Consider the following 22,856-nt stretch of genomic DNA (forward strand, 5'->3'; position numbering starts at 1 on the left):
GCTATTTGTGGGGATCTATGACGTCAAACGCCTTGATAACGCCTTTTTCAGCCGGGGCAAGTATCAGGCGCCAGGCACCTCTGCCGGTACTCCTGCCAATACCGGGAAGGTCCAGCGAGAACTGGCTTTTACCATACTTGTGCAGACTGCCATTGCCATCCAGCACATATCTATCAACTGCTTTTTTGACAGCAGCTTCAAGGTCATCGTTAGGGAGGTCATTTTCCGCATGCCTGAAACGCCGACTTTCAAAAAAGCCATCGATGTCCACTTTGTATCTTTTTATCCGATTGCTATCCGAGGAATCGCCATCACTCCCCGAGCCGTTCGATGGTCTGCCTTTTAATCGTTTGTTGCCGCCGCGCAACCCTGCCGACGCATGTACCCAGACCCCTTGCCTATCAAGTTGAATCGGCAATTGATAATGCGCATCTGGCCGCCGGGGATCGATCACCCTCCATGCTGCGAAATCGGCATCGTATCTGACGGCATAGGTCTTACCTTGTTGCACAGCATAAAAGCGGCTTGGCGCACCTTCCTGGGTCTTTTCATAAACGCCGTTGTCGAGCTGTTTCAATCCACCGGGTGTTTTTGCCACTGCTGTTTTCGGATCAAGGACAGAACGGCCGATTGATGTGGTCGACGATGTCTGAACCCTTCGTGCTCTGGGCAGCGTCAAACCATCAGCCAGCAGCAACGCCGCCTGGACAAAATACAAGGGGGCACCTTGCTCTTCACCGCCAGCTTTTGCGACGCCCTGCCAGATGGCATAAAAGCTGCGCAATGCTGCAATCGGCAGCTTTACCTTGAAAGGCGCGAAGGTGAGCACGATGTCGCCAACGACTTTGGTGATTTCCCAGGCACTTTCCCAATAGGTTTCCCAGTTGGTTTTGGTCTGTTCATCGACAGCAGAAATCACCCTCCCGACTTCAGAGTCATAGACTGCCTCAAGAAAACTTCCAGTGCAGGGCTGCAGTTCCATGAACAGCGTTTCACGGCGGACGGTCAGAATATGCCTGACATCGTCCTGGGAGGCCAAAGGCGCCCTGCCCACCAGATAGTCCAGCAAATCCGGTTCAAGCAGTATCCGCTGCTGAAACTCCTGCGGATCGCTCATTTCCCTGAAGCATATTCCGTCAGGAGCCTGCGGGGTAAAAACCACAAAAGCGGCGACGCTGGAGCGCGACTCTGCGCCGATCACCAGTACACCGCTCAATGACACGTCATTGATGGATAACTGGCTGACCTGAATGCGATGCCCCTCCACCGTTGCACGGTCATCACTGTCAATTGGGTGATCAAGCACGGCAGCAACCCATTTGTAGCCCCTGCTCGCCAGCTCGGGAGGAAGTCCGCCATCGCCCAGAAAGTCACCCGCCATCTTCGCCTCTATCACATCGAGGCGCATTTGCGCGCGCATGACGCGTGCATAACGTTCACGGTGCCATTGCCCTGCCGCCGACGTGGACAGTACTGTGCGGAGGTATCTTGAATAATCTTCGCCAATGTTCAGATCACGAATCAGGCCGAACAGATAACCGGCGTTGAGGAAACTGACCAGTTGCCCCTGATCGTCAAACGCGCGGCTGGTGAGCAGAAAGTTGATATTGGTGAGTGCAATGTTTTCCAGCGACAGATCTGTAAGGCTGCGCTTATGCGTTTCATAATGCGGCTCCAGTTCTGAAGGGCCGATATATTCGTAATCGGTATCAATAATAATGCCTGGATCAATCTCGATGCTGACGGTATGCACGCTGATATGGTCAGGATCCACTGCAATACCGTGGTCGAGCAAAATCCGTTCCTGCAGCTTTTGCCGCGCATATTTGCGCAATTGGTCGGGCTGTCCGTAGCCGGAAGGATCCAGCAGGTCAGGTGCCTGAGCTTCGAGCAAGGCTTGGCTGTAGTCCTGCACCGCCATTTTCCAGCTTTGTTTTTCGGCAGCCGTCGCGTTCGCGAACCAATCAGGCAGAAACCCGCTTTCGATTTCGGTTGGTTTGCCGGGGTCGAACCAGCCGCGATTTTCCTCGATCGCGTGCTGAGTCAGAACATCGCGAAAGCCCTGTACGTCCTGCTCGAATTGCATACCCAGCGATGACCGCTCGTCAGCCTTCAATTGCGAACTGATTGCCAGATAGAAGCTGTCGGCGCCCTGTTTGAATGAAGTTATCTCACCGTTGCCGGTGTCCTTTGCGCTGTAATTTCCGTAGTTGTCATGCAGCAGAATAATACGGTTATCGTCAGTATCTGTCGGGGCGTAATTGCTCGCACCAGCGTCGAAGATCAACACGTCCCGGCCCGATTCGGCCGCCAGTAATTTGCGGACAATACTGCGGGCCAGCTCATCCGTGTACGAATTGAAGCTTCGCGTTCGCGACAGCCCATCGATAGCCAGACTGTTGCTCCACTCATCCAGCGAAATGTTCATTGCCTCGCCAAAAGCGTCCGGCAGAACAAGATTATTCAGGAAATCGGCCTCTTCCTGTTCTGTCAGCGGCATCTGCTGCAACAGCTCTTCGAGACGTCCTGCCGGAACCTCGGGGCATAAGGCGCACAGCGCGCTAAGGGCCGGAGACAGCGGCGTCTGCTGACGAACCCACAGAGGCAGGAAAGGATTGCGCGCGCGGGTATCCAGTTGGCCCTTTGAGGTGCCTTCATCAGCTGCCACCAGCGCATCGAACAACAGCGGTCTCTGGTCTTTTGCCAGCCCCGCTATTTGCTCACGCAGGGTAACGATTCGTCCGGCATCACTGCTACTGCCCGGAAAGTTACCCCCCATTCCAACGCTGGAACCTGCCGGCAACTGACTGAACACCCAGCGCAGTAACGGCTCGTCATCGGCGACCTGAACATTGTCCGGGACGATGTAAGCGTCGACATTTTGCGTCAGGACAATGCTGTCTTGAACGACGCTTTCATCACTGCCTTTCAGAAAGACCGCGAGTACTTCATCGTTTTCGTTGTGAATCCTGATGGACAGGTCTGCTGGCCAGTCTGGCAACTGAACCAGCAAGGAGAACAGCGCGTCTTCACCGTCTTCAGGAAAAAAATCCTTTTCTGTAAAGCGCTCGACGAACTGGTCGATTATCCGGTCCGCGCGTTCTCGGGTCCGGTGTTCGCGCACGGCAACCGTGCTGGGCGTGAACCTGTCCGGCCCGAGAGATTTCTGCTCATTGGATCGAGCAAGTTTGCCCATGGGTGCTGCTTTCAACATGGCTATTTCCTTATAGCGACATGGATGGCGGGAGTATCTAAGGCGATGAACTCCCCAAAAGGATCAGGAGCCTAAACCTTTTTAAGAGCAGGTACAGAGGGCGGAAAACAGCTGTAAACAATCGCTTGTCGCAGACGCCGGAACAGGCCTCGATCGGGACTTGGACAAGAGGGTTGAAACCTTGATGCGCCGCCTCTGGCGGGGCGACGCAACTTAATGAAAGGCGGTTGTAATTCCGGGACCGGATTATTTCAAAACGCCACAAAACCGTTTTTTCCGAGCCCCGTCCCCGCCATCCAGGCCTGGCCTGCACCAGACTGGGATAGGGAATCAATCAGCCTGGCTGATACCCGAATGAACCGAAGCTGCCGATGTTGCAAGCGCCTGTTCGAGTGCGTAGGCATAGCTCAGCAAAGCACCTTCATCCCAGGCAGTGGAAAGAAAATACAACCCTCTTGGCAGGCCATTCTCTTCGAGCCCGACAGGCACGGTTATTCCCGGATAACCGGCGATAGCGCCAACCGCTTTGAAAGAAACCTCTGACCAGTCAATGAGCACGTCGAGCGAGTGTTGCTGCAAGAGCCCATCGATCAATTGTCGATGAGCAGCACGCAAGCTGGTTGCAATCGACAGGTAATCCTCCTGATCTACAGACACGCTGGAGGAGTCAATCAATAAATCCTGATCATAAGCTTGCGCCCCAGGAAACGCGGTGTTGAATGCAATGATCTCATCCAGCGTGCTGACACCCAGCCCGGTGCGTGTGCTCAAGTAAGCGTTAAGCTCGCGCTTGAAATCACGCAGCAGCACTAAAAACTCTGAAGTGCTATCAATCGACGGAACATCGACGGGAACCAGTATCGCCCCGGCAGCACTCAGACGACTCTTCACCTTTTGGAATTCAGGATCGTCGTCCATTGGCATGCCGTCATGGGTGTGGTTTGGATAGCCCAGGCGCTTGCCGCTCAAGGCGTCCGTTCTGAGGTGGTCGACATAGTTCACTACATCGGTGGAGGCTCGGGCGGTAGCTTCGTCGAGAGGGTCGTTGCCGCTCATCGCCGTCAGCAGGATCGCGGTATCCGTGACCGTTCGCGCCATTGGGCCGCGGGTGTCCTGACGACTGGAGAGCGGAATCATACCGGTACGACTAAGCAGACCCAGCGTAGGCCTAAGCCCTATGACACCACTCGTGGCGGCAGGTTGAATGATCGAACCATTGGTCTCGGTGCCTATCGCCAAAGGTGAAAATCCAGCTGCAAGACCCACTGCCGAACCTGAGCTGGAGCCAAGCGGATCAGCGCTCAAGTCATAGGGATGACGCGTCTGTCCGCCTCGGCTGCTCCAGCCGCTAGGTACCTCGTACCCACGGAAATGCGCCCATTCGCTGAGATTGGCCTTGCCGATAATGATCGCGCCGGCATCGCGAAGCCGCTGCACCGCAAAAGCATCGCGTGGAGCAGGCAATCCGACCATTGAGAGAGCGCCCGCAGTGGTCTGCATCTGATCGCCCGTATCAAGATTGTCTTTTACCAGTATGGGGATGCCATGCAGCGGCCCACGTTTCTCCCCGCGAGAACGCTCCCCGTCCATTTGCGCGGCTATCTGCAGAGCGTCGGGGTTGATTTCAATGACAGCGTTGAGCGCCGGGCCATTTTTGTTCAGCACTTCGATGCGCTGAAGCAAGTCTGTCACCAGCCCCACAGAGGTCAGGTTGCCTGCACTCATGCGTCGCTGAAGCTCGACACCGGATTCAAAGTAAACAGCCTTGTTTTCGATGATCGAACCGAAAACGGGTCCATCGAAGTTGGCGGGTGTCTGGCTGGCAAATGCAAAGAGCGCTATCGAGAGCGCGAGGCAGAAACCAAACTGATTTTTCATGATGTCCTTCCCTGGTTGCTAAAACGCTCGTCTTGATCGAGTTACACCAAGCTTAGGAAGGAGGTGGCAGAGGGGATGTCAGAAAAGTCGGTAAATCACCCGTGGTGGGTAGACGCCTGTTGTCAGAGCGCGCCTCAGTAACGGCGCGCTCTGGCAACACAAGGCTCAGACGCCCAGATAATCCAGAATCCCTTCAGCCGCATTACGGCCTTCGAAGATAGCGGTCACCACCAGGTCAGAGCCGCGCACCATGTCGCCACCGGCGAAGATCTTCGGGTTGCTGGTCTGGTGCTTGTACTGTGCTTGTTCCGGGGCCACGACACGGCCCTGACTGTCAGTACTGATCGTGAACTGCTCGAACCATGGCGCAGGGCTTGGGCGGAAGCCGAATGCGATGACCACGGCTTCTGCCGGGATAATCTCTTCGGAACCCGGAATCGGCTCCGGGCTGCGACGACCACGAGCATCGGGCTCGCCGAGACGCGTCTCGACCACCTTCACGCCTCCAACCTTGCCATCGCCCACGATGGCGATAGGCTGACGGTTGTAGAGAAACTTCACGCCTTCTTCCTTGGCGTTCTTCACTTCCTTGCGCGAGCCTGGCATGTTCTCTTCGTCGCGACGATAAGCGCACGTCACCGACTTGGCACCCTGACGGATCGAGGTGCGGTTGCAGTCCATCGCGGTGTCGCCACCGCCCAGAACCACAACACGCTTGCCTTTCATGTCGACAAAATCTTCCGGGGCCTTTTCAAAGCCCAGGTTGCGGTTGACGCTGGCGATCAGGAAGTCGAGCGCATCGTGCACGCCTGGCAGGTCTTCGCCGGGGAAGCCGCCTTTCATGTAGGTGTAGGTGCCCATGCCCATGAATACAGCATCGTATTCTTCGAGCAGTTGATCGATGGTGACGTCCTTGCCGACTTCGGTGTTGAGCCGGAACTCGATACCCATGCCGGTGAACACTTCACGGCGATGGCTGAGTACGGATTTTTCCAGCTTGAACTCGGGGATGCCGAAGGTCAGCAGACCACCGATTTCCGGATTCTTGTCGAACACCACCGGCGTCACGCCGCCACGCACCAACACGTCGGCACAGCCCAGGCCTGCAGGCCCTGCACCAATGATGGCGACGCGTTTGCCGGTTGGCACGACTCTGGACATGTCCGGACGCCAGCCCATGGCAAACGCGGTGTCGGTGATGTACTTCTCGACCGAACCGATGGTGACCGCGCCGAAACCGTCGTTCAGCGTGCAGGCACCTTCACACAGGCGATCCTGCGGGCACACGCGGCCGCAGACTTCCGGCAGAGTGTTGGTTTGATGAGACAACTCCGCCGCCGCGAGGATGTTGCCCTCGGCGACCAGCTTGAGCCAGTTGGGAATGAAGTTGTGCACCGGGCACTTCCACTCGCAATACGGGTTGCCGCAACCCAGGCAGCGATGCGCCTGATCGGCGGACTGCTGGGGCTTGAACGGTTCGTAGATTTCCACGAACTCCTTCTTGCGTTGACGCAGCAGTTTCTTCTTCGGGTCTTTACGTCCGACGTCGATGAACTGGAAGTCGTTACTGAGACGTTCAGCCATTCTCTGGAGCCTCTTTACGGCAGCTTCAGGTTACAAGCCTGAAGCTGCAAAAAATCGTGATCGCAGGCAATTAGCGCACTGCCGTTGGCTTGCGGTTTGAAGCTCACCGCTAGCAGCTGCTTTTATTGCGGATTCGCCCGAGTGCTGGAGAGCAGCGATTTCAGGTTGGCAGCCTTGGGCTTGACCAGCCAGAAACGACGCAGGTAGTCGTCCAGGTTTTCCGCAAGATTGCGGCCCCATTCGCTGTCGGTTTCAGCCACGTACTCGTTGAGAACGCTCTGCAAGTGTGTGCGATAGGCTTCCATCGACTCGCCGCTGATGCGCTGGATCTCGACCAGCTCATGGTTGACCAGGTCAACGAAGGTGTTGTCCTGGTCGAGCACGTAAGCGAAACCGCCCGTCATACCGGAACCGAAGTTGTAGCCGGTCTTGCCCAGTACGCAGACGAAACCACCGGTCATGTATTCGCAGCAGTGATCACCAGTGCCTTCCACAACGGTGTGGGCACCCGAGTTACGCACCGCGAAACGCTCGCCCGCCGTGCCCGCCGCAAACAGCTTGCCGCCGGTTGCGCCGTACAGGCAGGTGTTGCCGATGATCGCGCTCTCGTTGGTCTTGAACGGGCTGCCCTTTGGCGGCACGATCACCAACTTGCCAGCGGTCATGCCCTTGCCGACGTAGTCGTTGGCATCGCCTTCCAGATACATGTTCAGGCCACCGGCGTTCCACACCCCGAAGCTCTGACCGGCAGTGCCTTTGAAGCGGAAAGTGATCGGTGCCTTGTTCATGCCCTGGTTGCCGTGCAATCGGGCGATTTCACCGGAAATCCGTGCGCCAATGGAACGGTCGCAGTTGCAGATGTCCAGTTCATACTCGCCACCGCTGAGCGATTCAATGGCCGGCTTGGCCATCTCCACCATCTGCTCGGCCAACAGGCCCTTGTCGAACGGCGGGTTGCGATCCACCAGGCTGAACTGAGGCTTGTCAGCCGGAATGTGGTCGCTGCCCAGCAACGGTGTCAGGTCCAGATGCTGCTGCTTCTCGGTTTCGCCCGGCAGGATATCCAGCAGGTCGGTACGGCCGATCAGTTCTTCCAGCGAACGGACACCCAGTCTGGCCAGCCACTCACGGGTTTCTTCAGCCACGTAGGTGAAGAAGTTGATCACCATGTCGACGGTGCCGATGTAGTGGTCCTTGCGCAGCTTTTCGTTCTGCGTCGCAACGCCGGTAGCGCAGTTGTTCAGGTGGCAGATACGCAGGTATTTGCAGCCCAGCGCGATCATCGGCGCGGTGCCGAAACCGAAGCTTTCAGCACCGAGAATGGCCGCCTTGATCACGTCCAGTCCGGTTTTCAGGCCACCGTCGGTCTGCACCCGGACCTTGCCGCGTAGGTCGTTGCCGCGCAGGGTCTGATGAGTTTCGGCCAGACCCAGCTCCCACGGCGCGCCAGCGTACTTGATCGAGGTCAGCGGCGATGCGCCGGTGCCACCGTCGTAACCGGAAATGGTGATCAGGTCGGCATAGGCCTTGGCCACGCCAGCGGCAATGGTGCCAACGCCCGCTTCTGCCACCAGCTTGACCGAAACCAGCGCCGCCGGGTTGACCTGTTTCAAGTCAAAAATCAGCTGCGACAAGTCTTCGATGGAATAGATGTCGTGGTGCGGAGGCGGCGAAATCAGCGTCACGCCCGGTACGGCATAGCGCAGCTTGGCGATCAGGCCATTGACCTTGCCACCCGGCAGCTGCCCGCCCTCGCCTGGCTTGGCACCCTGTGCAACCTTGATTTGCAGCACATCGGCATTGACCAGGTATTCGGGCGTTACACCAAAGCGGCCCGTGGCGATCTGCTTGATCTTGGAGCTGCGGATGGTGCCGTAACGCGCCGGATCTTCGCCGCCTTCACCGGAGTTGGAACGCGCGCCCAGGCGGTTCATTGCCTCAGCCAGCGCTTCGTGAGCCTCCGGCGACAAGGCACCCAGAGAAATACCGGCCGAATCGAAGCGCTTGAGGATTTCGCTCAGCGGCTCGATTTCGTCGATGCTCAGCGGCTGGTCAAGCGTTTTGACCTGTAGCAGGTCGCGAATCATCGACACCGGACGCTGGTCTACCAGCGAGGTATATTCCTTGAACTTGCTGTAGTCGCCCTGCTGCACGGCGGCTTGCAGGGTGCTGACCACGTCCGGGTTGTAGGCATGGTATTCGCCACCAAACACGAACTTGAGCAGACCGCCTTGCTGGATCGGCTTGCGCGTGCTCCAGGCTTCGGCTGCCAGCGCTTTCTGTTCGGCTTCAATATCGACGAAACGCGCGCCTTTCAGGCGGCTCGGCACACCGCGGAAACTGGTGTCGCAAACCTCCTCGGACAGACCGATGGCTTCAAACAACTGCGCGCCACGGTAGGACGCAACGGTCGAGATACCCATCTTCGACAGGATCTTGAGCAGCCCCTTGGTGATGCCTTTGCGGTAGTTCTTGAAGACTTCGTACAGATCGCCAAGCACTTCGCCAGTACGGATCAGATCGCCCAGCACTTCATAGGCCAGGAACGGATAGACCGCCGACGCGCCGAAGCCGATCAATACGGCGAAATGGTGCGGGTCACGCGCGGTTGCGGTTTCGACCAGGATGTTGCTGTCGCAGCGCAGGCCCTGTTCGGTCAGACGGTGGTGAACCGCGCCGACCGCCAGCGAAGCATGCACCGGCAGTTTGCCCGGTGCGATGTGTCGGTCGCTCAGCACGATCAGGGTACGACCGGCACGCACGGCCTCTTCGGCCTGATCGGCAACGCTGCGCACAGCGGCTTCAAGACCCAGGCTTTCATCGTAGTTCAGGTCAATGATGTGGCGTTCGAAGCCCGGACGCTCCAGGTTCATCAGCGAACGCCATTTGGCTGGCGAAATGACCGGCGAACTAAGGATTACGCGTGAGGCGTGCTCTGGCGATTCCTGGAAGATATTGCGCTCGGCACCGAGGCAGATTTCCAGCGACATGACGATGGCTTCACGCAGCGGGTCGATCGGCGGGTTGGTGACCTGCGCGAACTGCTGGCGGAAGTAATCGTAGGGCGAACGCACACGACGCGACAACACCGCCATCGGTGTGTCGTCACCCATCGAGCCCACAGCTTCCTGGCCCTGTTCACCCAGCGGGCGCAGCACCTGATCGCGTTCTTCGAACGTGACCTGATACATCTTCATGTACTGCTTGAGCTGCTCGCTGTCGTAAAAAGCCGAGCCGTGGTCGTTGTCTTCCATGGTGGCCTGAATGCGCAGGGCATTCTTGCGCAGCCATTGCTTGTACGGATGACGCGACTTGAGACGGTTGTCGATGGCGTCGGTGTCGAGGATCTGACCGGTTTCAGTGTCCACGGCAAAGATCTGCCCAGGACCGACGCGGCCCTTGGCGATAACGTCTTCAGGCTTGTAGTCCCACACGCCGATTTCCGACGCCAGGGTGATGTAGCCGTTCTTGGTCGTGACCCAGCGCGCCGGGCGCAGGCCATTGCGGTCGAGCAGGCAGACGGCATGACGACCTTCGGTCATCACGATGCCGGCCGGGCCGTCCCACGGCTCCATGTGCATGGAGTTGTATTCATAGAAGGCGCGTAGATCCGGGTCCATGGTCTCGACGTTCTGCCACGCAGGCGGAATGATCATGCGCACGCCACGGAACAGGTCGATGCCGCCGGTCACCATCAGCTCAAGCATGTTGTCCATGCTCGATGAGTCCGAACCCACGCGGTTGACCAGCGGGCCCAGCTCGTCCAGATCCATCAGATCGTTGGTAAACTTGGTGCGACGCGCCTGTGCCCAGTTGCGGTTGCCGGTGATGGTGTTGATCTCGCCGTTGTGGGCAAGAAAGCGGAACGGCTGCGCCAGCGGCCATTTCGGCAGGGTATTGGTGGAAAAGCGCTGGTGGAACACGCAAATGGCAGTCTGCAGACGCTCGTCGCTCAGGTCCGGGAAGAAGGCCGTGAGATCGGCCGGCATCATCAGGCCTTTATAAATGATGGTCTTGTGCGAAAAGCTGCAGATGTAATGATCGGTATCTGCGGCGTTGGACACTGACGAACGGCGGCGCGCGCTGAACAGCTTGATGGCGAATTCCTGATCGCTCAGGCCTTCACCACCAATGTACACCTGCTCGATTTTCGGCAGGCGCTCCAGTGCCAGACGGCCAAGGACGCTGGTATCGATCGGCACCTGACGCCAGCCGACCAGTTCCAGGCCCTCGGCGAGGATCTCGCGGTTCATGTTTTCGCGTGCGGCGTCCGCCTTGGCGTCGTCCTGATTAAGGAACACCATGCCCACAGCATATTGGCGGGGCAGATCGGCACCGAAGTGCTCTTTGGCCATCGCACGCAAGAAGCCATCAGGCTTCTGAATCAACAGACCGCAACCGTCACCGGTCTTGCCGTCGGCGTTGATGCCGCCACGGTGGGTCATGCAGGTCAGGGCCTGAACGGCCGTCTGCAACAGGTGATGACTGGGCTCGCCCTGCATATGAGCGATCAGGCCGAAGCCGCAGTTATCCTTGAATTCATCTGGTTGGTACAGACCTGCTTTCATAGACACTTTCTCACCAGGCTGCCTCTATGCGAGGCAAATTTCCTTTTAATTCAACCAATTACCTGTCACGCCGAACGTACGCCAGCTTCGGACAGGCAAAACGGAGGTCATTGTACACAGCGACACAAGGGCTAACAAATTTAACGACGACTGGTTGATAATCAATGTCGCAATTATGAAAGTTTTAAAACGGGTCGCTGTGCTAGTCAAAGCATTTCTTCAAGTATCTGACTGACGCGACGGGAGACTGTAAAGCGCTTGTAACGCAGACGCCGCAAGGCGCGCACCAATCAGGTGGCGCGCTTTGCGGGTTAAGTCAGGCTGGCTGGGTGAAGCGGCCCGGATAAGGCCGCTGCGACTTCAGCGACTGGCACCAAGCTCTTGTTGGACGCTGGCGACAGTACGGGGCCAAGGTTTACCAGCCTGAACCTTGGCTGGCAATACTTTGATGGCTGCCAGGGCGGCAGCACGGTCAGGAAAGTTGCCATACGTGATGACGTACAGCGGCTTGCCCTGCAGGGTTTTCTTGAAATAACGGTACTCGCCACCTTGCTCTGCGATGTAGGCCTGAGCGGTCGCTTCGGAGCTGGTGCCCAGAATCTGTACCACATAATGGCCTGGCGCCTGACTGCTGTACCAATTGCTACCGGCAGCCGGTTTGGCGGCTGCTGGCGCAGGTTTTTCCGCAGGCTTGGCAGCCGGGGCCGGAGCTGGCTTGGCTGTGGCGACCTGAGCAGGCGCAGGCGCTGGCGCTGGCTTGGCGGCTGGGGCAGGAATAGACGAGCGTGGCGTCTGGGCGGCAGCCTGACCGGCAGGCACGCCCGCAGGCGGCGCAGTGGTGGTCACGGTCGGCGGCTGGGCAGGAGAACCTGTCGGCACCGCGTCTTCGTCGGAATCACTCGACCCGGCCGCTTCAGCCAGCGGGCCGCGCATCACCGGTTGCGAGTTGCCATTCATCGGCAGCGGCATCGGCTGGGAATTGCCCGCGAACTCGATGGCCGGGCTACCGTTGTTCGATTGCTGAGCAGTTGGCTTGCCCTCGCCCAGCGGCAATTGCGCCTGAGCAGAAGCTGGGGCATTGGCTGGTGTGCCCGTTTTGTCACCGCGACCCGGGATCAGCACTGCTGCTGCCACGGCCACTATGACGACGGCACCCAAGGCCAATACGTGTTTTTTCGGCATGTTGAACCCCACACTTGGACGCTTGACCGCGGAACGACTCGCGATCATCGCCTCGATCATTGAATCGCGGGCTACCTGGTTGATTGCCCCAGGCCAGCCATCGGACTGTTCATGAATATCGGTGATCTGGTCGGCAGTGAACAACGCGATTCCTTGCCCTGCACCCTCCAGACGCTGAGCCAGATACTCTCGGGTTTCCTCTTCCGTATAGGGTTGCAGCTCGATGACGTGAAAGCGTTCGCCTTCGACATCGCCCTGCAGGTCGGCACACATCTGATCGAGACGATCGAGCAGCGATGGCTCTCCGAACAGGAATACATGCGGACGCCCTTCAGGCGTTCCCGCAGCAAGACCCAGCAACGCTTCGAGCGCCGAATCGCCCAGTTGTTCCGCGTCGTCAACCAGCAAGTAGACTTCCTGGCCGGTCAGCCCGAGCTGCACGACCTGCGACAGGATCGCCTGCATTTCAGCCTGGGCAACGCTCAGCGCCTGGGCAACCTGCTGCAGCACACCTGCCGCATCGCCAGCGCCGCGTGCAGAAACCACAACGCTTTGCACAGACTGCTTGTTGGTGCTTGCTACCAGCGCCTGACGCAGCAGGGTCTTGCCGCTGCCCTGCGGCCCGGTCACTGCCAGCAACAACTGGCTGTAACGCGCCAGATGATGAAGCTGACCCAGTACAGGCTTGCGCTGGGCAGGAAAGAATTTGAAGCCAGGTACCCGCGCTGCAAAGGGGTCATGACTCAACTGATAATGGCCGAGGAAGGCCTCGTCGGCATGCAAACTAGTCATGGGTTTTCCGTTAACCTCTAAGCTGATCCACCAGGGCGCGATAGTCCGCAACCAGAGTGGCCTGTAATACTTCTTTTGGATAATCGTCCGTGATAACCGCTTCACCCATCTGGCGCAACAGCACCAGACGCAAGCGACCGTCGATGACTTTCTTGTCGATCGCCATGTGTTCGAGGAAATTGTCTTCCGTCATGTCCTGTGGTGGCACCACCGGCAGCCCGGCGCGCTGAAACAGGCGAATACCGCGATCCCGATCCTGCGTGCTGATCCAGCCCAGACGCGAGGACATTTCCAGCGCCATGACCGTACCGGCAGCTACCGCCTCGCCATGCAGCCAGACACCATAGCCCATATGCGTCTCGATGGCGTGACCGAATGTGTGACCCAGGTTCAATGTGGCGCGAACACCGGACTCACGCTCGTCGGCGCCGACCACCAGCGCCTTGGCCGCACAGGAGCGTTCGATGGCCACGGTCAGCGCCGCCTGATCCAGCCCGCGCAGCGCGTCGACGTGCTCTTCAAGCCAGGTCAGAAACGGCTCGTCGCAGATCAGGCCGTACTTGATGACCTCTGCCAGCCCGGCGGACAGTTCACGCTCGGGCAGGGTGTTGAGCGAGGTGGTATCGATCAGCACGACGCTCGGCTGATAGAAGGCCCCCACCATGTTCTTGCCCAACGGATGATTGATGCCGGTCTTGCCGCCCACCGAGGAGTCCACTTGGGACAGCAACGTGGTGGGGATCTGGATGAAATTCACGCCGCGCTGATAACAGGCGGCAGCAAACCCGGCCATGTCGCCAATCACACCGCCACCCAGGGCGATGACCGTGGTGCGGCGGTCATGACGAGCGGTCAGCAGGCCATCGAAAATGGTCTGCAGGGTTTCCCAGTTCTTGAACGCCTCGCCATCGGGCAGAACAATCGGAAGAACGTTGTAACCGGCCAGGGTCTGCGTCAGACGCTCCAGATACAGCGGTGCCACTGTCGTGTTGGAAACGATAGCCACCTGACGCCCGACGATATGCGGGGTCAGGAGCTCTGGCTGATCCAGAAGGCCTTCGCCAATATGGATCGGGTAGCTACGCTCACCAAGCTCGACCTTAAGTGTCTGCATGTGTCCCCACATTGATTACCGGTTGGACGGTTTGTGCTTCAGCAGGTCATGACGCAAGGCCATGCACCGTCGCTGTTTTGCTGGTCGACGAGAATAGCGCATTTTCGCCTGCGCTTTAACGGGGAGGAAGCTCTGCAAGGCGCGCCAATATCTCGAGAACCACCATTCGGGGTGGCCGCTCATCGGTTTCAATCACCACGTCGGCGATTTCCCGATAAAGCGGGTCGCGGATAGCCAGCAATTCACTGAGCACCCGGGCCGGATCAGCGGTACGCAACAAAGGACGATTTCGGTCACGCGCGGTGCGCCCGACCTGCTGTTCTATGGAAGCATGCAGATACACCACGCGCCCACCGGCACGCAACGCCTGACGGTTTTCACCGCGCATGACCGCACCGCCACCGGTGGCCAGAACCAGGCCATCGGCTTCGCACAGCTCGGCAATCATGGCCTGCTCGCGCTCACGGAAACCCGGCTCGCCTTCCTTGTCGAAGATCCACGGGATATTGGCGCCCGTGCGCAACTCGATTTCCTTGTCGGAATCCTTGAACGGCAGTCGCAACTCTTTGGCAAGCAAACGGCCGATGGTGCTTTTGCCAGCACCCATCGGCCCCACAAGTATTAAATTTCGCACAAAATCAACGACTCACAGAAATCGCCTGGTTGTTCATGATACGCGGAGTCAAAAATACCAACAGCTCGGATTTGGACTCGGATACCACATCGCGCCTGAAAAGCCGGCCAAGATACGGTACATCGCCAAGAAATGGCACTTTATCGACAACTTTACTTTGCGTATTTGAGAACACACCACCAATGACGATGGTTTCGCCATCGGAAATCAGCACTTTGGCGTTGACCTCGTTTTTCTTGATCGGTGGTACACCAAGCAACGCATTCAGGTAGTCCGGCTCATCCTTGGTGACCTTGACCTCCATGATGATGCGGTTATCCGGCGTGATCTGTGGCGTTACCTCAAGCGACAGCGAGGCCTCCTTGAAGCTCACAGTGGTTGCACCGCTGGAGCTGGATTCCTGATACGGAATCTCGGTGCCCTTGAGGATCTTGGCGGTTTCCTTGTCGGAAGTGACTACCTTGGGCTGGGAGACGATTTCACCGTTACCGGTCTTCTCCATCGCGCTCAGCTCAAGGTCCAGCAACGTATTGTTGGTGACGAAGCCCAGGCCAATGCCGGAGGTTGCGCCAGATGCGCCCATATCGACAAACGGCACGTTGGAGGTCACGTTGCTGCCAGTGTTACTTGCCTCATCGCCATTATTATCAAGGCCATAGGTTGTCCATTTTCCATTGCCGCTGGTGTTGGTCGAGCCGCCCCAGCGCACACCCAGTTGCTTGTTGTAATCGACGTTGGCCTCGACGATGCGCGCCTCGATCATCACCTGACGCACCGGAATGTCCAGTTGCGAGACGATGCGACGCAGTTCGTCGAGCCGGTCCTGGGTTTGATAGGCAATGATGTTGTTGGTCCGGTCGTCCACAGTGATCGAGCCACGCTCGTCGGTCTTGGACTCGGCGCTGGTCACCGACTGGAACAGCTTGGCGATATCGGCAGCCTTGGCGTAATTGACCTGCAACAATTCACGACGCAGGGGCGCCAGCTCGGCGATCTGCTTGAGCGATTCAAGCTCCTGACGCTCGCGGGCAGCAATTTCATCGGCGGGCGCGACCAGCAGAACGCTGCCGACCTTGCGCTTGTCCAGGCCCTTGGTTTTCAGCACCAGGTCCAGCGCCTGATCCCATGGCACGTTCTGCAGACGCAGGGTAATACCGCCCTGAACCGTGTCGCTGGCTACCAGATTGAGGTTGGTGAAGTCGGCAATCAGTTGCAGCACCGAGCGTACGTCGATGTCCTGGAAGTTCAGCGACAGCTTTTCACCGGTGTACACCGGTTTGTCAGCGGCGCGGCGGTCCAGATCCTCATTGGTCAACGGCCGCACACTGATGGTCAGCTTGTTTTCGGTCTGGAACGCCGAGTAGTCGAAGGCACCCGACGGTTCGATCAGGATACTGGCCTTGTCGCCCGTAGCCGACGCACTGACAAACTGCACCGGCGTGGCGAAGTCCTTGACGTCCAGCCGCACGCGCAGCGGTTCGGGCAGTTGGGTCTTGGCGAAGTCGACGCGGATCTTGCCGCCCTGCTCCTGAATATCCGGGGCAATGCCGGGGTTGCTCAAATCTATGATCACATTGCCTTCACCCAGCTCGCCGCGCTGGAAATCGACATTCCTGATGGCCTTGACGCCCGCGGGGATAAACGGTCTGGCAGATGCCGGAGTGGGTGGCGGCACCGCTACCCGTTGCGCGCCCATCGCGGTGGTTGGCTGGGAAGCCTGCGCAGCGGCTGCGCCCTGACCGATAACCACGTAAAGGTTGTTGCCGTCGACGCGGGAGCTGTAGGGCGAAAGCGTGGTCAGGTTGATGATTACCCGCGTGCGGTCCTGAGCCTGTACAACGACCACGCTGCGTGCGTTACCGTTACCGAGTTCACGGCTTTTGGTCGCCAACTGACTGGTCACGCCCGGCAGGTCCAGCGCAATACGCGCAGGTTGCGCCGTGGTGTAACCGCGCGGCGCAGGCACCGGCGAGTCGAATGCCAGCTTGAGCTCGATGCGATCACCCGGCAGGGCGGCGACATCCAGAGTCTTTAGGTTGGCAGCCTGGAGAACCGGCGAAAGCATCGCGATGCATAACGACACGCCGATAATCGAGAAAATCCGGGTCATGATCAATTTCCGTTGAGCGCTACTGTGCATACTTGGCCTTGCCCACTTCATGAGCGTTCTTTGAGGGCGATAGTGCGCGGCCTTTCCAGCCAGGCCCCCTCTCCATCAGGAACAATTTCAATGACATCTACCTGCGCATCACCGATTGACACTACCCGGCCGTTGTTACGGCCCAGGTAATCTCCCACCTTGACGCGATGAACGCCTCCCGCACCGCGCAGCAGGGCAAATGTCCCTGACTCGTTGCCAATCGTGCCGACCATCTCGAACGACTCGATATTGAACCCTTCCAGGAACTGCCTGACCCGGTGCTCGTCCGGTGCTACCAGCCGCGAGCCCTTCTGGCGGTTGAGCAGGTCGATCTTGACCGGAGGCTGAAAAGGACTGCGCAGCGTAGAGGCGTTGTAGGTGAACGCTTCATACGGACGAAACTTCGGCAGGGCCTCGATAGTGCCGCTCGGGCGCGCTCTGGCCTGATCCATGAACGCCGACAGGTCGGCAAAATCATTGTCATTACCGCAACCGGCCAACCCTGTCATAACCACACTGACGCACAGCAATCGCGCCGCCCTCATTTCTTCAGCCCTTCATCGTTGTAGCGGTAGGTCTTGGCCAGAATGCTCATGCGCAACTTGGTCGGCACCTTCGGGTCGACCGGTTTGATCTCGAAATCATGCAGCGTGACGATGCGCGGCAGGCTGGCGACACCGCTGACGAAGGTCGCCAGGTCGTGATAACCACCGACTACCGTGATCTGTATCGGCAGCTCGATGTAGAACTGCTGGACCGCCTCGGGCAGCAGCTTGATTTCCTCGAACTCAAGCCCGCTTCCCAGCCCGGTCCGGGTTATATCCTCAAGCAAGCCAGGCACTTCGGTGTCGCTGGGCAATTGCCGCAGCAGAGCACCGAAGGTGTTTTCCATTTCTTCCATCTGCTTCTTGTAAGGCTCAAGGTTGGCAGCCTGGAAGGCCTTGTTGGAAAACTGCTCCTTGAGCGTCACTTCACTGTTCTGTGCGCTTTCCAGCTGGGTTTCCAGGTCCTGGATAAAGAAGAAGTAGCCCAGTGCGAAAATCAGTACCGCGACCAGCACGCCGGCAATGGCCTTGACCGCTGCGGGCCAGGAACCCAGGTTGTTCAGGTCCAGCTCGCTCAGGTCAACCTTGCGAAGCCCTTCCAGCCATTCAGACATATTCATGGCTTGGCTCCTGTAGCGGGCGTGGTTGCGGCAGGTGCAGCTGCGGCAACCGGCGGCTGGGTCTGACGCACTGTCAACTGAAAGACGTTGGCCTGATCCACAGCCCCTGCAGTCGTGGCCTTCACTTCAGTCAGGCTCGGCGCTTCCAGCCATTCAGAGGCTTCAAGGTTGCGCATCAGGTCGGAAACCCGGTTATTCGATTCGGCAGCGCCACTGATGGCAATCAGCTTGTCGGTCATTTTGACCTGCGAGAAATAAACGCCATCCGGAAGAGTGCGCGCCAGTTGATCGAATACACGCCCCGTGATCGGGCGGTTGCCTTGCAGGTCCTGAATGATCTTCATGCGCTCAAGTAACTGTTTGCGACGCGCCTTCAGGTCGCTGATCTCCTTGATGCGTATATCGAGCTGAGCGATCTGCGTCTGCACAAACGCGTTGCGCGCCATCTGATGCTCAATGGCGTTGCTGACGTAACGATCAATCAGAAACAGAATACCGACTGACACCACCAACACGCCGACCAGTGCGGTCAGGAAGCGTTTTTTTCGTTCTTCGCGAAGCTCTTCGCGCCACGGTAATAAGTTGATCCGCGCCATCAGTCGAAGCTCCTCAACGCCAGACCGCACGCGATCATCAACGCGGGAGCGTCACTGGCCAGCGCCCCGGCATTGACCTTGGAGCTCAGGGCCATGTCGGCAAACGGGTTGGCGACCATCGTCGGGGTGCCAATGCGTCGTTGAATCAAATGCTCCAGCCCTGAAATCGAAGCCGTGCCGCCTGCCAGCATGATGTGATCCACGGAGTTGTATTGACCGGCCGCAAAGAAGAACTGCAAAGAACGAGAGACCTGCTGCACCAACGCATCCTTGAAGGGGTCCAGCACCTCGCTGACATAGTCGTCGGGCAACCCGCCCTGCTTCTTGGCAAGCCCGGCCTCCTCCATGGAAAGCCCATAGCGGCGCTGGATTTCGTCAGTCAGCTGGCGGCCACCAAACAGTTGCTCGCGGGTATAGATGATCCGGCCATGATGCAGCACGCTGAGGGTGGTCATTGTGGCACCGATATCGACCACCGCCACGGTAAGCTCGTCATGACCGTTACCCAGTTGCGCAGCCAGCAGGCCGAACGAGCGCTCCAGGGCATAGGCCTCGACGTCCACCACGCGCGCGGTCAGCCCGGCCAGAGCCAGCGCAGCCTCACGCACTTCGACATTCTCTTTGCGGCAGGCAGCCAGCAATACTTCGACGCGTTCGGGATTGCGCACCGAGTAGCCCTGCACTTCGAAATCGATGGCGACTTCTTCCAGCGGATAAGGGATGTACTGGTCAGCCTCAAGCTTGAGCTGGTTTTCCATGTCGTCGTCGGAAAGACCGGCGTCCATTTCAATCGTCTTGGTGATCACGGCGGAACCGGCTACCGCGACCGCCACGATCTTGACGCTGGTCTTGGCCTTGGCAAGCACGCGAGACAGCGCCTGACCAACCCCTTCGAGCTCGGCAATATTCTTTTCGACGAGAGCGTTGGCCGGCAACGGCTCGACTGCGTAAGACTCGACCTTGTAACGAGTGCCGGAACGACTCAATTCCAGGAGTTTTACCGAGGTGGAGCTAATATCGATCCCTAGAAGGGTGTTGGCCTTCTTACTGAAGAGTTCGAACACAACCTGATTCCTATGAGTTTCCGCCACTTACGGAGTTATTTCGGGCCAACGTCACTGTCGACAGCCTTGACAGTAGCGCAAATCACGCTCGTGGACGAAAAATGCTTATAATGCCCAGCGATTTTTTCATTTAAGAAAGCCTCAAGGCGTGTTCATTTGTAAATGCCTGCGCTTAACCCATTATTTTTTCTGGAAATCCAAAAGCCTTGATACGCCTGCTGAAGTTTTTCTGGTGGTCCCTCGTCGCGGTATTCTGCTCGCTGTTGCTTGGCCTGAGTGGCGCGTTTCTCTACCTGAGCCCGACCCTGCCATCGGTTGAAGCGCTGCGAAGCATTCAACTGCAAATCCCCCTGCGCGTATTCAGCAGCGACGGCAAGCTGATTGCCGAGTTTGGCGAAATGCGCCGCACGCCGATTCGCTTCGCGGAAATTCCGCCCAACTTCATCAACGCCCTGCTATCGGCCGAAGACGACAACTTCGCCAACCACTATGGCGTCGACCCGAGCAGCCTGATGCGCGCTGCCACACAACTGGTAAAAAGCGGCCATATTCAGTCAGGCGGCAGTACCATCACCATGCAGGTCGCGAAAAACTTCTTCCTGACCAGCGAAAGAAGCTTTTCACGCAAAACCACCGAGATTCTGTTGGCCGTGCAAATCGAGCGCCAACTTACCAAAGACGAGATTCTCGAGCTGTACGTCAACAAGATTTATCTGGGTAACCGCGCCTACGGAATCGAAGCCGCGGCGCAAGTCTACTATGGCAAATCGATTCGCGATGTAAGCCTTGCGCAAATGGCCATGATTGCCGGTCTGCCCAAGGCGCCGTCACGCTTCAACCCGCTGGCCAACCCGACCCGCGCCAAGGAACGCCGCGACTGGATCCTCGGCCGCATGTATCGCCTGGGCAAGATTGACCAGACTGCTTACCAGACAGCCTTGAACGAACCACTCAACGCCAGTTATCACGTGCCAACCCCGGAAGTGAACGCGCCGTACATTGCTGAAATGGCACGCGCCGAAATGGTCGGCCGTTACGGCAGCGAGGCCTATACAGAGGGCTTCCGCGTCACTACCACGGTGCCGAGCGACCTTCAGGAACACGCCAACAAGTCCATCCAGCAGGGCCTGATCGATTACGACCAGCGCCACGGCTATCGCGGCCCGGAAAGCCGCTTCCCGGGCATGACCCGCGCCAACTGGGTACAGGAACTGACCAAACAACGCATGATCAACGGCCTCGAGCCCGGCATCGTGACCCAGGTCGACAAGACCGGCTTGCGCGTGCTGACCCGCAACGGCGAGAAGGAAGAAACCGTCGATTGGGCCACCATGAAGTGGGCGCGGCCTTATCTGAATACCAACAGCCTGGGCGCGAATCCGAAGCAGCCAGGCGATGTTGCGAAGGTGGGCGATCTTGTTCGGCTGTTGCGCCAGGACGACGGCTCGCTGAAATTCAGTCAAATTCCCGTCGCGCAGAGCGCCCTGGTCTCGCTTGACCCGCAAAACGCCGCCATTCGTGCGCTGGTCGGCGGCTTCGCTTTCGAGCAGAGCAACTACAACCGCGCCATGCAGGCCAAGCGTCAGCCGGGCTCCAGCTTCAAACCGTTCATCTACAGCGCTGCACTGGATAACGGCTACACCGCCTCCAGTCTGGTGAACGACGCACCTATCGTGTTTGTCGACGAGTATCTGGACAAGGTATGGCGTCCGAAAAATGACACCAACACCTTCCTTGGGCCGATCCGCCTGCGCGAGGCGCTGTACAAGTCTCGCAACCTGGTATCGATCCGCCTGCTCCAGGCCCTCGGTATCGACAGCACCATCGACTACATCACCCGCTTTGGCTTCTCCAAGCAAGACTTGCCGCGCAACCTGTCGCTGGCACTGGGCACGGCTACATTGACCCCGATGGAAATCGCCACCGGCTGGGCCACCTTTGCCAATGGCGGTTACAAGGTCAGTCCTTATCTGATCCAGACCATCGAGAACCGTGACGGGCAGACCCTGTTTGTGGCCAATCCGCCAAGCGTTCCGGCCAACGACGTCAATACTGCGCCCAACACGTCGACCTTTGCCGTGCATGACAGCCCGAGCGTGATCGCAGGCCCACCAGGGACACCGGCCCAGCCGCAAACGCCCGCCGTTGCAGAGCGCGTTGTGGATGGCCGCACGACCTACATTCTGAACAGCATGCTGCAGGACGTAATCAAGCGCGGCACCGGGCGGCGCGCTCTGTCGATGAACAGGCCGGATATCGCCGGCAAGACCGGTACGACCAACGATTCCAAGGATGCGTGGTTCTCCGGTTACAACGCGGACTATGTGACAACTGTCTGGAGCGGCTTCGATCAGCCTGAAAGCCTTGGTCGTCATGAATTTGGCGGTACGGTCTCCCTGCCGATCTGGATGGACTACATGAGCGCTGCACTCAAGGACAAGCCACCGCATCAGCAGGCAGAACCGCCGGGCATCCTCAGCCTGCGTGTAGACCCGTTGAGCGGGCGCGCTGCCACACCCAGCACGCCGAACGCGTTCTTCGAACTGTTCAAAAGCGAAGACACACCGCCAAGCGTCAACGAACTGGGCGGCAGCAGCGCACCGGGCAGCCCGTTGCCAGCGGATGAGTCAGCACCGATCGACTTGTTCTGATAGCACTGCGCAGGTAGGTGACGCAGAGCGTCACCCAAGGCATTCCCACGCTGGAGCGTGAGGAACGATGATCCCAACTATCCCGTTAACGCCAACTATCGTGCGATGCTCTGCGTCGCATGCCGTTCTGGACGCTCCGCGTCCTCTTTGATTCAGCGTCGCTGCGCAGATTTGTGACGCAGAGCGTCACGGCAGGCCTTCCCACGCTGGAGTGGTATGCCCCCCGAAGGTTGGACAATTATCCACTTACGCTGCCTTGGCGGCCTGCATCCTG

The 22,856-nt window shown here is 58.4% G+C and carries 13 protein-coding genes; 1 reads left to right on the forward strand and 12 read right to left on the reverse strand.

What is annotated here, in order from left to right:
* Window position 1 precedes the first annotated feature (1 nt).
* The 12 genes from AO277_RS00470 to AO277_RS00530 all read right to left on the reverse strand — a co-directional run bounded on the left by AO277_RS00470 (window position 2) and on the right by AO277_RS00530 (window position 19,931).
* On the reverse strand, window positions 2-3,214 hold the full coding sequence (locus AO277_RS00470) for a dermonecrotic toxin domain-containing protein (protein WP_044317424.1): 3,213 nt from the start codon (window positions 3,212-3,214) through the stop codon (window positions 2-4).
* A 330-nt stretch (window positions 3,215-3,544) separates the two neighbouring features.
* Entirely contained in the window at window positions 3,545-5,092 is a 1,548-nt protein-coding gene (locus AO277_RS00475; protein WP_044317423.1) for an amidase family protein, read from the reverse strand.
* A gap of 165 nt (window positions 5,093-5,257) precedes the next feature.
* Window positions 5,258-6,676, reverse strand: coding sequence for a glutamate synthase small subunit GltD family protein (locus tag AO277_RS00480; RefSeq protein WP_044317422.1), 1,419 nt, complete (start codon window positions 6,674-6,676; stop codon window positions 5,258-5,260).
* Between the two features lie 122 nt (window positions 6,677-6,798).
* On the reverse strand, window positions 6,799-11,244 hold the full coding sequence (gltB, locus tag AO277_RS00485) for a glutamate synthase large subunit (RefSeq protein WP_002551660.1): 4,446 nt from the start codon (window positions 11,242-11,244) through the stop codon (window positions 6,799-6,801).
* 360 nt (window positions 11,245-11,604) lie between these two features.
* Window positions 11,605-13,218, reverse strand: a complete 1,614-nt coding sequence (locus AO277_RS00495) for an SPOR domain-containing protein (RefSeq protein WP_044317421.1) — start codon at window positions 13,216-13,218, stop codon at window positions 11,605-11,607.
* A gap of 10 nt (window positions 13,219-13,228) precedes the next feature.
* Window positions 13,229-14,332, reverse strand: a complete 1,104-nt coding sequence (gene aroB / locus AO277_RS00500; protein ID WP_002551658.1) for a 3-dehydroquinate synthase — start codon at window positions 14,330-14,332, stop codon at window positions 13,229-13,231.
* Window positions 14,333-14,447: 115 nt separating this feature from the next.
* The gene (gene aroK / locus AO277_RS00505; RefSeq protein ID WP_002551657.1) at window positions 14,448-14,966 is read right to left on the reverse strand and encodes a shikimate kinase AroK; all 519 of its coding nucleotides are present in this window, start codon (window positions 14,964-14,966) and stop codon (window positions 14,448-14,450) included.
* Between the two features lie 4 nt (window positions 14,967-14,970).
* A complete protein-coding gene (locus AO277_RS00510; protein WP_002551656.1) occupies window positions 14,971-17,076 on the reverse strand; it encodes a type IV pilus secretin PilQ in 2,106 nt (701 codons plus the stop codon).
* Between the two features lie 47 nt (window positions 17,077-17,123).
* A complete protein-coding gene (pilP, locus tag AO277_RS00515; protein WP_002551655.1) occupies window positions 17,124-17,651 on the reverse strand; it encodes a type 4a pilus biogenesis lipoprotein PilP in 528 nt (175 codons plus the stop codon).
* Window positions 17,648-18,271 carry a type 4a pilus biogenesis protein PilO gene (pilO, locus tag AO277_RS00520; RefSeq protein ID WP_002551654.1) on the reverse strand — a complete coding sequence of 208 codons (624 nt, stop codon included), beginning with the start codon at window positions 18,269-18,271 and terminating at the stop codon, window positions 17,648-17,650. The genes pilP and pilO overlap by 4 nt, the downstream gene beginning before the upstream one ends.
* Complete coding sequence (locus AO277_RS00525) at window positions 18,268-18,867, reverse strand: PilN domain-containing protein (RefSeq protein WP_005730991.1); 600 nt, start codon at window positions 18,865-18,867, stop codon at window positions 18,268-18,270. The genes pilO and AO277_RS00525 overlap by 4 nt, the downstream gene beginning before the upstream one ends.
* Window positions 18,867-19,931, reverse strand: coding sequence for a pilus assembly protein PilM (locus AO277_RS00530; protein WP_044317420.1), 1,065 nt, complete (start codon window positions 19,929-19,931; stop codon window positions 18,867-18,869). Before AO277_RS00530 ends, AO277_RS00525 begins: the two co-directional genes overlap by 1 nt.
* A gap of 209 nt (window positions 19,932-20,140) precedes the next feature.
* On the opposite strand from AO277_RS00530, the gene AO277_RS00535 reads away from it, so the two are divergent.
* On the forward strand, window positions 20,141-22,582 hold the full coding sequence (locus AO277_RS00535; protein WP_371411860.1) for a penicillin-binding protein 1A: 2,442 nt from the start codon (window positions 20,141-20,143) through the stop codon (window positions 22,580-22,582).
* Window positions 22,583-22,856 lie beyond the last annotated feature (274 nt).

It is taken from the genome of Pseudomonas amygdali, from assembly GCF_002699855.1.
GTDB classification, from domain to species: domain Bacteria; phylum Pseudomonadota; class Gammaproteobacteria; order Pseudomonadales; family Pseudomonadaceae; genus Aquipseudomonas; species Aquipseudomonas amygdali.